The sequence below is a fragment of the Aquiflexum sp. genome (assembly GCF_041751335.1).
Lineage (GTDB): Bacteria > Bacteroidota > Bacteroidia > Cytophagales > Cyclobacteriaceae > Aquiflexum.
On record NZ_JBGSXS010000187.1, the window covers coordinates 1 to 15,095 of the forward strand.

At 37.9% G+C, this 15,095-nt stretch carries 14 protein-coding genes; 8 read left to right on the forward strand and 6 right to left on the reverse strand.

Going from position 1 to position 15,095, the window contains the following annotated elements; genetic code table 11:
* A partial coding sequence (locus ACEW8U_RS10340) for a S49 family peptidase (protein ID WP_373521963.1) occupies window positions 1-998 on the reverse strand: 998 nt, incomplete at its 3' end.
* Window positions 999-1,126: 128 nt separating this feature from the next.
* On the opposite strand from ACEW8U_RS10340, the gene folK reads away from it, so the two are divergent.
* Window positions 1,127-1,624 (forward strand): 2-amino-4-hydroxy-6-hydroxymethyldihydropteridine diphosphokinase, encoded by a 498-nt coding sequence (gene folK / locus ACEW8U_RS10345; protein WP_373521964.1) that lies wholly within the window; start codon window positions 1,127-1,129, stop codon window positions 1,622-1,624.
* Between the two features lie 14 nt (window positions 1,625-1,638).
* Here the strand turns inward: folK and fabD are convergent, their stop codons facing one another.
* From fabD to ACEW8U_RS10365, 4 genes are all read right to left on the reverse strand, one after another.
* Entirely contained in the window at window positions 1,639-2,520 is an 882-nt protein-coding gene (gene fabD, locus ACEW8U_RS10350) for an ACP S-malonyltransferase (protein WP_373521965.1), read from the reverse strand.
* A gap of 88 nt (window positions 2,521-2,608) precedes the next feature.
* Window positions 2,609-3,268 (reverse strand): carbonic anhydrase, encoded by a 660-nt coding sequence (locus ACEW8U_RS10355; RefSeq protein WP_373521966.1) that lies wholly within the window; start codon window positions 3,266-3,268, stop codon window positions 2,609-2,611.
* 82 nt (window positions 3,269-3,350) lie between these two features.
* On the reverse strand, window positions 3,351-3,773 hold the full coding sequence (locus tag ACEW8U_RS10360; RefSeq protein ID WP_373521967.1) for a thiol-disulfide oxidoreductase DCC family protein: 423 nt from the start codon (window positions 3,771-3,773) through the stop codon (window positions 3,351-3,353).
* Window positions 3,770-6,547, reverse strand: a complete 2,778-nt coding sequence (locus ACEW8U_RS10365; protein WP_373521968.1) for a gliding motility-associated C-terminal domain-containing protein — start codon at window positions 6,545-6,547, stop codon at window positions 3,770-3,772. Before ACEW8U_RS10365 ends, ACEW8U_RS10360 begins: the two co-directional genes overlap by 4 nt.
* A 265-nt stretch (window positions 6,548-6,812) precedes the next feature.
* Between ACEW8U_RS10365 and ACEW8U_RS10370 the strand changes: the two genes are divergently transcribed.
* From ACEW8U_RS10370 to ACEW8U_RS10400, 7 genes are all read left to right on the forward strand, one after another.
* On the forward strand, window positions 6,813-7,496 hold the full coding sequence (locus tag ACEW8U_RS10370; protein WP_373521969.1) for a succinate dehydrogenase cytochrome b subunit: 684 nt from the start codon (window positions 6,813-6,815) through the stop codon (window positions 7,494-7,496).
* 44 nt (window positions 7,497-7,540) lie between these two features.
* The gene (locus tag ACEW8U_RS10375; RefSeq protein WP_373521970.1) at window positions 7,541-9,475 is read left to right on the forward strand and encodes a fumarate reductase/succinate dehydrogenase flavoprotein subunit; all 1,935 of its coding nucleotides are present in this window, start codon (window positions 7,541-7,543) and stop codon (window positions 9,473-9,475) included.
* 25 nt (window positions 9,476-9,500) lie between these two features.
* On the forward strand, window positions 9,501-10,250 hold the full coding sequence (locus tag ACEW8U_RS10380; RefSeq protein WP_373521971.1) for a succinate dehydrogenase/fumarate reductase iron-sulfur subunit: 750 nt from the start codon (window positions 9,501-9,503) through the stop codon (window positions 10,248-10,250).
* A gap of 192 nt (window positions 10,251-10,442) precedes the next feature.
* The gene (locus ACEW8U_RS10385) at window positions 10,443-11,885 is read left to right on the forward strand and encodes a sodium:solute symporter (protein ID WP_373521972.1); all 1,443 of its coding nucleotides are present in this window, start codon (window positions 10,443-10,445) and stop codon (window positions 11,883-11,885) included.
* A complete protein-coding gene (locus ACEW8U_RS10390; protein WP_373521973.1) occupies window positions 11,878-12,318 on the forward strand; it encodes a GNAT family N-acetyltransferase in 441 nt (146 codons plus the stop codon). The genes ACEW8U_RS10385 and ACEW8U_RS10390 overlap by 8 nt, the downstream gene beginning before the upstream one ends.
* Window positions 12,318-13,391, forward strand: coding sequence for an alanine racemase (locus ACEW8U_RS10395; protein WP_373521974.1), 1,074 nt, complete (start codon window positions 12,318-12,320; stop codon window positions 13,389-13,391). The genes ACEW8U_RS10390 and ACEW8U_RS10395 overlap by 1 nt, the downstream gene beginning before the upstream one ends.
* 82 nt (window positions 13,392-13,473) lie before the next feature.
* The gene (locus tag ACEW8U_RS10400) at window positions 13,474-14,070 is read left to right on the forward strand and encodes a porin family protein (protein ID WP_373521975.1); all 597 of its coding nucleotides are present in this window, start codon (window positions 13,474-13,476) and stop codon (window positions 14,068-14,070) included.
* Window positions 14,071-14,354: 284 nt separating this feature from the next.
* Here the strand turns inward: ACEW8U_RS10400 and ACEW8U_RS10405 are convergent, their stop codons facing one another.
* Window positions 14,355-14,738 carry a VOC family protein gene (locus ACEW8U_RS10405; protein ID WP_373521976.1) on the reverse strand — a complete coding sequence of 128 codons (384 nt, stop codon included), beginning with the start codon at window positions 14,736-14,738 and terminating at the stop codon, window positions 14,355-14,357.
* Window positions 14,739-15,095: the final 357 nt, after the last annotated feature.

Here is a 15,095-nt window from a genome sequence, read left to right on the forward strand (position 1 = left end):
GGAGAATTAATCCTAAGGACAATTGCTTTAATATCCTTGTCTTTTCGGGCTTTTTTTATCTCTTCCTTAAATTTGTCAGAACCAATAGTTCCGTCCATTTCACCACTCATAATATCCCCTTCTGCCACTATAACTGCAATCCGGTTTTTGGATAGTCTATTTTTGGTTTTCGCTGATTGGTTTAAACTTGTAACATTGGTGGTATTCACTTTATCCTCCTCAGTCAAGCCCAACTTTTCTTTGAGTAAATTAATTACCTGATCTTCATACCAAAGTCCATCTACCAGTTTATAATCTACAGCATCCTTGGTCTTTCTGACCAACATCTTGGAGCTAATTTCTGAAATCTGCTCCAATGAAATACCTCGCGAATCACCAACCTCCTTGAGAAGGGTCTGGTTAAGGTCGTTTAACAATGATTCAGTCTGAATTCTGTTTTCAGGGCTCATTTTCTCTAACATAAATGGCTCTACAGCACTCTTAAAATCCCCAACTCGGAAAATTTGTGGTTCAATTTCCAATTTTTCAAACAGACCTTTGTAAAACATAATTTCTGCGGCAAATCCATTGAATTCCATTAAACCGGAAGGGTTTATATATATTTCATTAGCAACAGAACTAAGGTAATATCCTCCTTCAGAATAATACTCACCATAACTTACAATGAATTTACCCGATTCTTTAAAGTCCAATAAGACATCACGAAATTCCTTCATTCCAGCTTGTCCTGCCACAAAAGTTCCTGCCTTCAGAAATATTCCTTTAACGTTTTCATTTTCTTTTGCTGTCTCTATGGCTTTTTTCAAACTGACCAATCCTACATTAGGAACTCCACCGAATAGCGTGAATGAGGAAAAATCCGGGTCATCCTCACTGGTTTTTTCAACTAAAACTCTTCCCTCAAGATCTAAAACAAGAACTGTGTTTTCCTTAATTTTCACTTCATCTTCTGATGATGAAATCACAGCAATGATGCCTGCAAGGATAAAAAAACTCATTACTGAAAATATTAATAAACCGACGATAACGGCTAATACGTTTCCTAGAAATCTCATAATCTTTTTTATTATTTGGCAAAAATACTTCTTTTTTATTTATGTTTAACGGTATCAACGATAACAGATAAATGGATAAAGTAGTTTTGATAATTGGAGGAAATCTTGGAGATAGAAAGACATTGATAGTAGAGACAAATAAGTTGCTGGTTTTACATTTTGGAATTCCCAAGCTTTCTTCATCAATTTATGAGACAGCTGCATGGGGAGGACTATCACAGGGAAATTATTTAAACCAGGTATTGATTTTTGAAACTACAGAAAGTCCTGTAAACGTCCTGACTAAAATTCTGGGTGTAGAAGATAAAATGGGAAGGAAAAGAGACATTAAATGGGGGGACCGTATTATGGATATAGACATTTTATATTTTGGAAATAAAATCGTCAAAAGTCCTTCTCTTATTATTCCACATCCATATATTGAGAAAAGAAGATTTGTACTTGAACCCTTGAACGAAATTATACCCGATTTTTTACATCCGTTGCTTGGAAAAAGCCAGAAGGAATTGCTTGAATTGTGCCTAGATACTTCCGAGGTTGTTGTTTTTGAAAAACCAAATCCGGAATAAATTCCGGGCTTTCCTTAAATACTAGCAACTTCCGCCTCTTTATTAATTTTTTTGACAAGCCCTTGAAGAACTTTTCCAGGGCCACATTCGATAAATATACCAGCGCCATCACTAATCATATTTTGAACAGATTGAGTCCATTTTACAGGGGCTGTAAGTTGGGCAATGAGATTAGCTTTGATTTGCTGAATATTCTCAACACCTGTAGTACTTACGTTTTGGTAAACTGGACAGCTTGGTGTATTGAATATCGTGGATTCTATGGCTTTTTGAAGTTTTTCACGTGCAGATTCCATCAAAGGTGAATGGAATGCTCCTCCCACAGGTAGTGGTAAAGCTCTTTTAGCACCTGCCTCTTTCATTTTTTCGCAGGCTATTTCAATCCCTTTATTTGAACCTGATATGACAAGTTGCCCTGGGCAATTGTAATTAGCAGGGACTACTATCTCACCTTCTATGGATGCACAGATTTCTTCCACTTTTTCATCCTCCAAACCTAAAATTGCTGCCATTCCTGAAGGATTGATTTCACAGGCCTCCTGCATGGCCAAAGCCCTCTGGTAAATGAGTTTTAAACCATCTTCGAAAGCAAGAGTACCATTTGCCACCAAAGCAGAAAACTCTCCAAGGGAATGTCCTGCAACCATAGAAGGGTTGAAATCAGAAGAAGTTTTGGCAAGTATAACGGAATGGAGAAAAATTGCGGGCTGCGTTACTTTAGTCTGCTTGAGTTCCTCCTCAGAACCTTCAAACATAATGTCTGAAATCCGGAAACCTAAAATCTCATTTGCCTTTTCGAACAATGCCTTTGCTTCCTGATTCGTTTCATACAAATCTTTCCCCATTCCGGGGAATTGAGCTCCCTGACCGGGAAAAACATATGCTATTTTCTTCATTTCGGATTTTGTTTAGTACAAAGATATCAAAAAAACAAGAGGTCTTAAGGAAGACCTCTTGATGGTAATAAATTCAAATTTTAAATTTTTAATTATCTATGGTAAGGGAATCTATATTCATTCCCCCGAGATCATAGATTTCTGTGATTTCTTTCAAAGCTTTTTTGAAATCAATTTTCAGATCAATTAGCTTTCCAGAGCCAACATCAAATACCCATCCATGGATTTTCATACCTCTATTTCTAACAGCTTTTTGAACTACTGCTGTTTTTAATAAATTGACACATTGTTCCTGAACATTCAATTCCACAAGCCTTTTGTATTTTAAGGTCTCTTCTTCAATAGCATTTAGCTCATTTTTATGAATACGGTAAACGTCTCTGATATTTCTCAGCCATGGGTTTAGGATTCCTAGGTCTGCCGCATCCATAGCTGCCTTTACCCCTCCGCAATAATAATGACCACAAACAACAACATGGTCAACATTGAGGTATTCTACAGCATAGGTCAATACTGACATGGCGTTCAGGTCAATGCTAATGACCATATTGGCGATATTACGGTGAACAAATACATCACCTGGCTGAACTCCCATCAAATCTTCGGCACTAACACGGCTATCGGCACATCCGATGTAGAGAATATCAGGATTTTGTCCCTTTGCTAGATTTTTAAAATATTCTGGATCTTTGTCTAATTTAGCTGCAATCCAGTTTTCATTGTTTTCAAATACGTTGGTTATATCCATTATCGAATATTTTTGTTTTTTAATAATACAGTAAATGAGTTGTTTTAACAAACAAAATTTTGTTAATAGGAATTCTTTAGATTCAAAAGTCTTCCAAACTTAGAAATTTTCTTTTCTCTAAATCAGTAGGAAGACGACAGGTTTCTTTTTTGCCAAACCATTTATACCTGTTGCGGGCTATCCAATCGTAAAGAGGATCCCTGATAAAACTTGGTATTATTATAAATATATACATTACCGGCCACAAACCACCTAGGTTCCGTGCAATTTCCAAAGCCGCCCTACTCTTGTAGAATACAACATCCCGATGAATGAATACAAGGGAATCCAAATAGTCATTGTTGATTTGAAATTCTTCAAGTAATTTTTTGGTTACTTCATCTTGTAATGCAGCAATTTTGAATCTTTCTTTCTTGTCCCTTGATATAATAAAATCTATAGCTGTGTTACATAAGTTACATACACCATCAAAAAGCACCAACATGAATTTGTCTTGTACCCTCATCGGAGTACTTGAATTGTTCCTTTCAGAGTTTTTACTTGTAAAGTAGGATCAAGTGCATCAAATCTCACGGTTCCTGAATAGAAATAAGTCCCAGCAGGTAATTGATTGCCATTATTATCATTTCCATTCCAGCGGATATAAATATCATTTTCATTGGATGAAAGACTGTTATAGCTAAATACCTCCACTCCCCACCTGTTGACTATGAATATTTCAACACCCAAAACGAATCTAGGACATCTAACAAAAGGGTTGTCGTATGCCATAAATGTTTCATTCACGCCATCTCCATTAGGAGTAAATGCGTTTGGTAATTCATAATTGGGACAATTGTCCACACAGACGATATTGCTTGCATCACTTTCATTACCCGAACGGTCTATTGCGGTAATGTAATAACAGCCCCGGTATGTTGGTAAATTTGAAAGCATAGCATTTCTTTCAAATGTAGAATAAGTACCTACCAAATTGAATTGGCCATCCTCTCCATCAGGGGTATAGTATAACCTGAAAGCACTTAATTCATCATCACAGACATTTGTGAAATCAGGTTCCCAGCTAAGTTCATGAACAAAGGAATTGAAATTACAACCTTTGTCAGAAAGAAATTCACTGCATTCAGGCCCTTCAAAAGTCAGGACTGGCGGGCATGGTAGTCTGTCATCATCAGGTCTTGCACATATGATTTGAGATTTATTTTCAAGCGGATACTCGATTAAATCGATATTATAGGAACCCTTGGTGATGACATAATAGCAATACTCTATTTCTTTCTTCAAGGTAATGCCATTATGCCGGCCATCGTCAAAATAGGAAAAACCTGCTGTGGTCACATCCACTTCCGCAATGAGTTCGAAAGTGTCTGCATCCTGGGCATCAGAATCATTTCTGTTCCGATAGACTTCATGTCTGAATTGAGACACAGCATTGTTCCAGGGGACATTGAATGTCCAGTTGAGTTCTATGGCTTCATTGATTATTATCGGTTCAAGTCTTACCGAAGAAGCAGCACTCGAACTGTCTATGGTGGTATTGTTTTCCTTGAGGATGACTTTGTAGTTGTAAACAAGGTTTTCCGTATTCAATCCTGTGTCTGTAAACGTTGTATCTGCGGTACTAAAAACAGAAACCCTATTTTGGTTACCCGTTAACCCCGTACTTCTTAACAGTTCGTAAGTAAATGGACCGGGAAATTGAACCCTGTCAATGTCATATGGTGGGGTCCATTTGATAAAAATCTCTCCATTTTCGCTGTCGGTTTCTTCAATGCTGACATTGGTGATCAGCGGTACATCTACATCGATTGTGATACAAATCTCTTCAGAGACTATACTTTGCCCTAATCTTGGCGGGGGGAAAGCAGATACTAATCTATAACAATAGGTATTTCCAGGCGCCAAACCTTGCCCTTGATTATTGTCCAGAAAATTGAAGGTGGACATATTGGTGGTACCTACCAGTTCATATCCAGCTCTAATTCCTGTTTCACAGGAATCTGGTTCATAGGGATCAGAATTCATCCTTCTCCATACTTGCATGGTTTCCGCTGAATTTGAGCAAGAATATTGCTGCCATTGGACATTGACTGACCTACCTTGCTGTTGTTCTACATCCTCCAAAACAGGCGGGGGACCAATTACCTTAATATTCCATGTTTTGATATCAACTAATGCAGGGCCTGATCGAGGTTGATCAGTAATCCTTACCCTGACCTCATATTCCCTTTCCCTGACATGGCTACAGACCGTTTGCCATTCGAAGTTGACTGTTCCTGGACTGGGTTGGAATCCTCTCAAAGAATCATAAGTTGCCTTAGAGCTATTGATTGACATGGGCTCTCCAAAGACCTCAATTTTTACAGGATCCCCATCAGGATCCGATCCCTGAATAATTTCTTCTATTTTAGTACCAGCCACTACGCATAGATCTGGTGGCAGTATCAATTCAGGGCGTTGGTTATTGGAATTTTCGATAATGATCTGCATATCTCGGACCACATATCCTATTTGTCGCCATATGCCATCAATTTTTCGAAATTCTTTAATTCGAAAGGCAACATTATACTGTCCTGCCAACCCTGGGGCATCCCATATCAAATCACCCGTCAAAGGATCAAGAGAAAGAAAAGGAGGGGTACCACCATCTTCTCTATTAAAGCTAAATTCTGAGGTAGAAGGAAGTCGGTAATTGTTGACGGGCCTTTGAAATTGTTGTTTTGGTATATCCATTTCATAGGCCAGACTGTCTCCATCAGGATCATAGGCTCCAGGATTATGAATATACCGCTTGTTTACAGCACCATTATCAACAGGTGGTATGGTAAGTACCGGGGAATTGTTGATACCGATGAATGGATCTATGATAATCTTGGTTTCAACATAAAACGGTGTATCCACCGAATTGTCCATATTAAGTGTCAGGTCATTCCTGTTGAATTCCCTGAACCGGATAATATATTCTCCGGGCCCCTGATAGGTATGGGTAATTACAAAAGTGGTTTTTTCAATCTGATTTCCTAACGCTTCTTTAATTTCGAAATCAGCTTCCAAATTCAATTTAGCCTCTCTACCATCTCCGAAATTGATGTCTCCCGGCCCAATAATCACACTGGATCGGGTATCGGTGTAACCAACGAAAGTAATTCTATAAGTTAAAGTTTGTGGATTAACTCTTTCGGCAGTTATTTCACCCGCACGGATGTGTGTTGCAAAAGAATTTGTCAAAGACAGGAACAAAAAACCGCAGGTGAGTAAAAGTAAAATGCTGAGTTTCATGGAGAATTTAAATTTGCCTTTCAAGATACACGAAATTAACCAAAACAGGATATAATTATTCATATTAATCAAACAATAAAATTAAACACTTGGTTAAATCAACGTAAAAAATTTATAAATATTGAGTTTCAAAATCATTCTATTTAGAATGCTTTAAAATAAGTTCAATCGATTGTCTTTGGATTGTTTGCTAAACTTTCCACATGTAAATTTGGCACCATAGTTTAAAAACCAAATATCAATCGAACACTTAAGAAAATGTAATATGAGTTGGGTATCAAAAACCTTAAAGAGCACTTTGGGCAAAAAATTATTGATGGCCCTGACAGGATTGTTTCTGATTTTATTCTTAGTCGTGCATTTGGCTGGGAATTTACAGTTACTTATTTCTGACAAAGGTGAATCATTTAATATTTATGCGCATAGTATGGCCAATAACCCTTTGATAAAGGTCGTTTCTTATGGCAACTTTGCCTTTATTTTACTCCACGTTATCTATTCAATAATTCTTACAAGACAGAACAAAAAATCAAGACCCATAGGTTATTCAATGAGCAGACCTGAAAGGAACAGTTCATGGTCATCTAGAAATATGGGAATATTGGGAACCATCCTATTGATATTTATTCTTGTTCATTTAAGGGGATTTTGGTATGAGTTCAAGTTTGGGGAATTACCGACGGCAGTTTATGAAGGTATTACTTATAAAAATGTTTTCGTTATTGTTTCTGAGGCATACTCGAATATATTCTATGTTGCCTTTTACGTGATTAGTATGGGTTTCTTGGGATTTCATCTCTCGCATGGATTTGCCAGTGCATTTCAAACGCTTGGCCTAAGTCACACAAAATATTCTCCATTAATTCAAAAAGTCGGTTTTGGCTTTTCAATTATAGTTCCAGCACTCTTTGCACTGATTCCTCTGGTCATGTATATCAAAACACTTTGATTCAGCGGATTTAATTGAATGTAGAAAAATAAAATCTTATTTAGATGATACTAGATTCTAAAATACCCGAAGGTCCCTTAGTAGAAAAGTGGACCAAACATAAATTTAACGTCAAATTGGTTAACCCGGCCAATAAGAGAAAGTATGATGTAATAGTGGTCGGAACTGGACTGGCTGGAGCCTCAGCTGCTGCATCTTTAGCGGAACTTGGTTACAATGTCAAGGCATTTTGTTTTCAGGATAGTCCAAGAAGAGCCCATTCAATAGCTGCGCAAGGTGGAATTAACGCTGCCAAAAACTATCAGAATGATGGGGATTCAGTCTATCGGTTGTTCTATGATACCATCAAAGGAGGAGATTACAGGGCAAGGGAAGCAAATGTTTACAGATTGGCTCAGGTTTCAGTAAATATAATTGACCAATGTGTGGCTCAAGGCGTACCATTTGCAAGAGAATATGGAGGTTTGTTAGCCAACCGTTCTTTTGGTGGTGCACAGGTTTCAAGAACCTTTTATGCAAAAGGGCAAACAGGACAACAGTTACTTTTAGGAGCGTACTCTGCATTAAGCAGACAAGTTGCCAACGGTAAAGTGAAATTATATCCAAGAACGGAAATGATGGATTTGGTGACAATTGATGGAAAAGCCAAGGGAATTGTTACCAGGAATTTAATCACAGGAGCAATTGAATCGCATGCAGCTCACGCAGTATTACTTTGCACAGGGGGATATGGGAATGTATTTTTTCTTTCTACCAATGCCATGGGGTCAAACGTAACAGCAGCTTGGAGAGCGCATAAAAAAGGAGCCTTGATGGCCAATCCATGTTACACCCAAATCCACCCAACCTGTATTCCGGTCTCAGGAGATCATCAGTCAAAATTGACTTTGATGTCAGAATCCCTTAGGAATGATGGAAGGGTATGGGTTCCTGCCACAGTGGAAATGGCTGAAAAGTTGAGAAAAGGTCAGATTAAAGCTAATGATATAAAAGAAGCAGATAGGGATTATTTCTTAGAAAGGAAATATCCATCTTTTGGAAATTTGGTTCCCCGTGATGTGGCATCAAGGAATGCCAAATATATGTGTGATGAAGGTAAGGGAGTCAATGAAACTGGCGAAGCTGTTTTCTTGGACTTTAGGGATGCTATCAACCGAGATGGAAAGAGTACAATAGAGGCCAAATATGGTAACCTTTTCGACATGTATATGCAGATTACAGGAGATAATCCATATGAAGGGCCGATGATGATTTATCCAGCTGTACATTACACCATGGGTGGACTTTGGGTAGATTACAATTTGATGACCAATATTCCAGGATTATATGCCTTGGGAGAAGCTAATTTCTCCGATCATGGAGCCAATAGATTGGGAGCATCCGCGCTGATGCAAGGACTTGCAGACGGATATTTTGTAATTCCTTACACTGTTGGAGATTATCTTGCCCAATCGGCTGCGGCTAAATTGGATGAGAATGATCAGGCATTTAAAACAGCCGAAAAAGATGTTAAGGATAGAATTCAAAAGCTTCTCAGTATCCGAGGCAATAAAACTGTAGACCATTTCCATAAGAGATTAGGAAAGATCATGTGGGATTACTGTGGAATGGCCAGAAATGCAGAAGGACTTACCAAGGCTAAGGCAATGATCAAAGAATTGAAGGTAGAATTTTGGTCTAATGTAAATGTTCTTGGTTATAATGAAGAATTGAATCAATCTCTGGAAAAAGCCCATAGAGTAGCAGATTTCATAGAGCTTGGAGAATTGATGGTGGATGATGCGCTCAACAGAGATGAATCCTGCGGAGGACATTTTAGAGAAGAATATCAGACTCCTGAAGGTGAAGCCCTTAGGGATGATGAAAATTTTGCCTATGTCGCTGCATGGGAATATTTGGGAGAAGGAAAAGAGGAAGTGCTCCACAAAGATCCTCTTGTGTTTGAAAATGTGAAGTTGACCCAAAGAAGTTATAAGTAATTAGAAAATTAAAATCATCAGAGCAATGAATCTTACATTGAAAATCTGGAGACAGAAAAATCACTCCGACAAAGGAGGTTTTAAAGAATATAAAGTAACGGATATTTCCAAAGACATGTCGTTTTTGGAGATGTTGGATGTGTTGAATGAACAATTGACCGATAAGGGAGAAGATCCCGTTCATTTTGACCATGATTGTAGGGAGGGAATCTGTGGGATGTGTTCGTTGTACATCAATGGCAATCCGCATGGCCCACTTCAGACTACCACCTGTCAACTTCACATGAGGTCATTTAATGACGGTGAAACCATTACCATAGAACCTTGGAGGGCAAAATCCTTTCCGGTAGTTAAAGATTTGGTGACTGATAGGTCTGCTTTTGACAGGATTATTCAGGCAGGTGGTTATGTTTCCGTCAACACAGGAGGTGTTCCTGACGCCAATGAAATTCCAATCACAAAAACCATCGCAGATTTGGCCATGGATGCTGCCCAATGTATCGGATGTGGTGCCTGTGTAGCTGCTTGTAAGAATGCATCGGCCATGCTGTTCACTTCAGCTAAAGTTTCCCAATTGGCCCTATTGCCTCAAGGTCAGGTAGAAAGAAAGACCAGGGCGGAAAAAATGGTTGCCCAAATGGATACAGAAGGATTCGGTGCATGTACAAACACAGGTGCATGTGAGGCTGAGTGCCCAAAAGGCATCAGTATTTCCAATATTGCCAGAATGAACAGGGAATATTTCTCTGCAGTGGTCAGTAGTCAAAATGTTTAGTTAATTAATAGCCATTAAATTTTAAAGCCGGTTAGTCCGGCTTTTTTTGTGACTATACGAATCTGAAATTTCAATTTTCGTATATCGTTGATTTTTAGATGTTTTCTTTCTTTTAGACTAATTCAAATAATGTTAACTTTGAAAATTCATATTATTTAGAAAATTTGTCAGATTTTACAAACAAGAGATTAAATGCATTTTATTGATCTCGGCATTTTTGTCGGGTACATGATACTGATGCTTGGGGTAGGGTATTATTTTATGCGCCAAAACAAAAATCAGGATGATTATTATGTTGGTGGTAGAAATATCGGTCCTTGGCATATCGGGCTTTCTGTAGTCGCAACAGATGTTGGCGGCGGGTTTTCTGTGGGGCTTGGTGGTTTGGGTTTTGTAATGGGCCTTTCAGGAAGTTGGATGCTTTTTACAGGATTGTTGGGTGCATGGTTGGCAGCAGTATTTTTGATTCCCAGAGTAAAACAAGATAAGGCATTTGCCAATTTTTATACATTCCCACAGATATTCAATCATCTTTTTGACAAGAAAGTGGGGATTGCAGCTGCTGTGATTTCTCTGATAGGATACCTTGGATTTACTTCTTCACAATTATTGGCAGGTGCCAAATTAGCCTCAGGAACATTTATTGAATTGGGATTGACCGAAGCCTTATTGATGATGGGAGTTATTGCCGTGATCTATACAGTATTGGGTGGATTGAAGGCGGTGATCTATACAGATACTGTACAATGGATTATTCTGATGTTGGGATTTGTCTTTATAGGTCTTCCTGTTGCTTATTTTCATGTAGGCGGTTGGGATGTAATCCAAGCCACATTGCCACAGGAGTTTTTCAGCCTCTCAAACCTCAGATGGCAGGACTTTGCCAATTGGGGCATTACGATCTTACCGATTTGGTTTATCGGCATGACTCTGTATCAGAGAATTTATGCCAGCAGAGATACCAAATCTGCCCAGAAAGCCTGGTTTATCGCGGGTTTGTTCGAATGGCCAATTATGGCTTTTATGGGAGTTTCTTTGGGACTGTTATCAAGAGTGGCTTTTGAACAAGGATTATTGCTCATTGACTTGGAAACTTTGGATCCTGAAATGGGATTGCCTATTCTCTTGAGGACGATTCTTCCTCCGGGTATATTGGGTTTGATGATGGCAGCTTATTTTTCCGCGGTCCTTTCTACAGCAGACTCTTGTCTGATGGCGGCTTCAGGGAATTTATCCACAGATATATTTGGGAAATGGTTGAATAAGAAAAAAGAAAGACAGCAGATTTTATATGGGCAATTGTTCACACTGATATTAGGGATCACAGCACTGATTGTTGCCATGCAAATGACCAATGTTTTGGATTTGATGCTGTACAGTTATGCATTTATGGTTTCAGGGCTTTTGGTTCCGATCCTATTTGGATTGTTTACAAGAAAAAGAAACCCTGAAGCAGCCCTATCTGCCATGATTACAGGAGGGGCTGTCACAGTGATTCTAGGTTTATTACCTATAGACTTACCTTTTGGCCTTGATCCGAATTTTTTTGGTGTTTTTGCCTCTTTAGCAGTGTTTTTGCTTGTTAATAGGATAATTGAATCTAAAATTCAAAATAAAATTAATGAATATGCTTAAAATAGAAATAATATCCACCGCAGACCAAGCTACCTTTTTACAGAAAAAGGAGATAGCAGATTTTTTGTTTGTCCAATTGGAACAATATGGTGATCCAATCAATGATATCATGAAATGTCTTGATTATGCCTTGGATCAAGCTGTGGATAAAGGTGGGTTTGCAGTTTTGGCGCGTGAAAAAGGGAATATAGTAGGGGCTGTGGTCATTAATAAAACAGGTATGTCCGGTTATATTCCAGAAAATATATTGGTATATATCGCTGTAGATGCTTCTCAAAGAGGTAAAGGTGTAGGTAAAAGGTTGATGACAACAGCTATTGAAATGGCCAACGGAGATATAGCGCTTCATGTAGAGGCGGATAATCCTGCCAGAAAATTATACGAAAAACTAGGGTTTACGAATAAATACCTGGAAATGAGACTTAAGAAATAATGGCATACGTAACTTTAAATAGAATCAAACTCAGAGCAAACTTCGAACACCTTAAAAAGATGTTTGATGAAAGTGATATTTCTTGGGGTGTAGTTTCTAAACTTTTATGTGGAAACAGAAAATTTTTAGAGGAACTCATCAATCTTGGAGTAAGGGAAATCCATGACTCTAGGATAAGTAACCTAGCTAATATCAAGGAAATCAACCCTGAAATCCAAACTGTCTATATCAAGCCTGTTTCCAAAAGGAATATTCCCAAAATGGTAAAATATGCCGACGTTAGTCTGAACAGTGAACTGACTTCCATCGAGTGGATTTCAGAAGAAGCTGTAAAGCAGGGCAAAATTCATAAAATCATCATTATGGTAGAGACAGGTGACCTCAGAGAAGGTGTCATGGGCGACCATTTGTTGGACTTTTATGAAAAGATATTTGAGCTGCCTAATATAGAAATCATAGGATTGGGGACCAATCTTAATTGCCTCAATGGGGTGATGCCTTCTACAGACAAATTAATTCAGCTGTCTTTGTACAAACAGATCATTGAACTCAAATTCAATAAGGAAATACCGTGGGTCTCGGCAGGTACTTCTGTAACCATACCATTGATGCTGCACAAGCAATTGCCTAAAGGAATCAATCATTTCAGGGTAGGGGAAACGCTTTATTTCGGAGTGGATCTTTTTGAAGAAAAGGTCATTGAAGGCATGCATGGTGATGTTTTTGAACTGAATGCAGAAATCATCGAAATGCAGGAAAAACCATTGCTGCCATCAGGTACACTGGCTGCAAATCCCCAAGGTGAAATTATTGAGATTGATCAACACCTTTATGGTAAATCCTCTTATAGGGCAATTCTTGATATTGGTCTGTTGGATGTAGATCCAAAATACCTGATTCCTGAAGATGGAGAATTTGAAATTCTTGGTGCAAGTTCTGATATGTTGATACTCAATCTTGGGACAAACCCGAAAGCTTATAAAGTAGGAGATATAATCAAATTTAATTTAAAATATATGGGTGCCTTATCAATATTGAATTCCAGTTATGTAGACAAGGTTATTTCTGAATAAGTAATTTATATTGTTTTTTTAGTTCAATTTTTTTCTCTGGCATGGTATTGGCCGCATAGTGTTAAAACCAACTATAATTACTATGAAAAAAATACCATTTATTATCGGTTTATTCTGTCTATTCTCCTTTGGAGCTATGGCCCAAAGTTCCACTGATGGAAGAGGGGGTTTTGGTATCCGGGGAGGAGCGAACTTCTTCAATTTCGGAGGAGCAGATGCTTCAAACAATGATTATGACAATAGAATAGGTTATCATTTTGGATTGTACAATTCATTCTTTATTGGAGAATCATTGGCTATCGAGCCTGGGGTTTATTATTCTATTAAAGGAACCCAAAATGACAACCTGATCAAATCAAGAGCTGTATTGGGTTATGTGGATGTACCTTTGATTTTCAGAGTTTATTTCGGTGAAGGATTGAATTTCTTTGGAGGTGGTCAAATGTCCTTTTTGACTTCTTCAAGGTTTGAAGGAGACTTCTTTGGATCAAGCTATGGATTTGATACTGAGGCTATCAGTAAGACTGATTATGGCGTTTTATTGGGTGTAGGGTACACACTTCCAAAAGGGCTTAACGTTCAGGCTTCTTATGATTTGGGACTTAATCCTGTGTATAAAAACAATGACGCGGAAATCTACAATAGAGGTTTCAAGGTTGCTTTGGGATATACATTTTAAGGGAAATTGCAATTTCAAAAAATAGTATTCTTATAAAAAAAGAGGTTCTGGCAATGTCAGGACCTCTTTTTTATCGGTTTGATTTTATATCATCCCCACCTGAGTGAAGTTTGGTATTGGGGCTAAGCTTAGATTGTAATAACGCCTTTCTATCTTTGAATCCCGTAAAGTGGTCAGAAGCAATTCAATGTTAAAGAATAGGTTGTTATCAGTTGTATTTTTGTATTGATAATCCAATTGTTTTTTGATAGCTATTCTGGATGGTTGTGATAGAATCATCCAATTCAATATTCATCATTAATCTCCAACCAATACCCATCCGGATCCCTTACATAAATCTGTTTGATGCCGTCAGGTCGGATGTTGATGGTATTTTTCTTTCCTGGCCAATCTTCATATTCAATCCCCATCTTATTTAAATTGGCAATGAAACCATCCATGTCCGGTATGCTAAAACAGATATGATTGATTTTATTGATAGTAATAGGTTCCCACGGAGCTTCAATGATATGCATGGACAAATTATTACCTATGTCCAGCCAAGCATGTAAACCATCCTTAAATGGTTCGTCTAATTCCGGGAAATTGAAAACACCCGTATAAAAATCAGTACTTCTTTGCAAGTCTTCTACATAAACTGCGATGTGTGTGATTTTTGCCTGGGCCATACTATTATGGTTTGTCATTAAAAAACACGAGAATAGGATCAAGAAAGTGCGCGTATTTTTCATTTATTTTTTGGGTTATTGTATTTGAAATATGAGATTGTCCATTTTCCTGACTGTAGACTACTTCTTGGGACAATGTTTGGAAGATCGAAGTTGGAAGAAGCAAACTTTGAAATATTAATTGCTTAATTGAGATATTCAAACGAACTCCTAGCAGCATTTCGGATAATCAAATTGTAATATAATTGATTTGATTTTTAAATCGTTCCTTTTAGGTTTCTTTTTCAATCTAGGAAGAATAGTAAAAAAAATAAGCCTTCCCAACTTGAAAGGCTTATTTAATAATCCCATAATGTT

Bases quoted from the DNA above. Each gene is read 5' to 3' on its own strand.
- folK (WP_373521964.1), top strand. From the start codon at position 1,127: ATGGATAAAGTAGTTTTGATAATTGGAGGAAATCTTGGAGATAGAAAG.
- fabD (WP_373521965.1), bottom strand. From the start codon at position 2,520: ATGAAGAAAATAGCATATGTTTTTCCCGGTCAGGGAGCTCAATTCCCC.
- ACEW8U_RS10355 (WP_373521966.1), bottom strand. From the start codon at position 3,268: ATGGATATAACCAACGTATTTGAAAACAATGAAAACTGGATTGCAGCT.
- ACEW8U_RS10360 (WP_373521967.1), bottom strand. From the start codon at position 3,773: ATGAGGGTACAAGACAAATTCATGTTGGTGCTTTTTGATGGTGTATGT.
- ACEW8U_RS10365 (WP_373521968.1), bottom strand. From the start codon at position 6,547: ATGAAACTCAGCATTTTACTTTTACTCACCTGCGGTTTTTTGTTCCTG.
- ACEW8U_RS10370 (WP_373521969.1), top strand. From the start codon at position 6,813: ATGAGTTGGGTATCAAAAACCTTAAAGAGCACTTTGGGCAAAAAATTA.
- ACEW8U_RS10375 (WP_373521970.1), top strand. From the start codon at position 7,541: ATGATACTAGATTCTAAAATACCCGAAGGTCCCTTAGTAGAAAAGTGG.
- ACEW8U_RS10380 (WP_373521971.1), top strand. From the start codon at position 9,501: ATGAATCTTACATTGAAAATCTGGAGACAGAAAAATCACTCCGACAAA.
- ACEW8U_RS10385 (WP_373521972.1), top strand. From the start codon at position 10,443: ATGCATTTTATTGATCTCGGCATTTTTGTCGGGTACATGATACTGATG.
- ACEW8U_RS10390 (WP_373521973.1), top strand. From the start codon at position 11,878: ATGCTTAAAATAGAAATAATATCCACCGCAGACCAAGCTACCTTTTTA.
- ACEW8U_RS10395 (WP_373521974.1), top strand. From the start codon at position 12,318: ATGGCATACGTAACTTTAAATAGAATCAAACTCAGAGCAAACTTCGAA.
- ACEW8U_RS10400 (WP_373521975.1), top strand. From the start codon at position 13,474: ATGAAAAAAATACCATTTATTATCGGTTTATTCTGTCTATTCTCCTTT.
- ACEW8U_RS10405 (WP_373521976.1), bottom strand. From the start codon at position 14,738: ATGGCCCAGGCAAAAATCACACACATCGCAGTTTATGTAGAAGACTTG.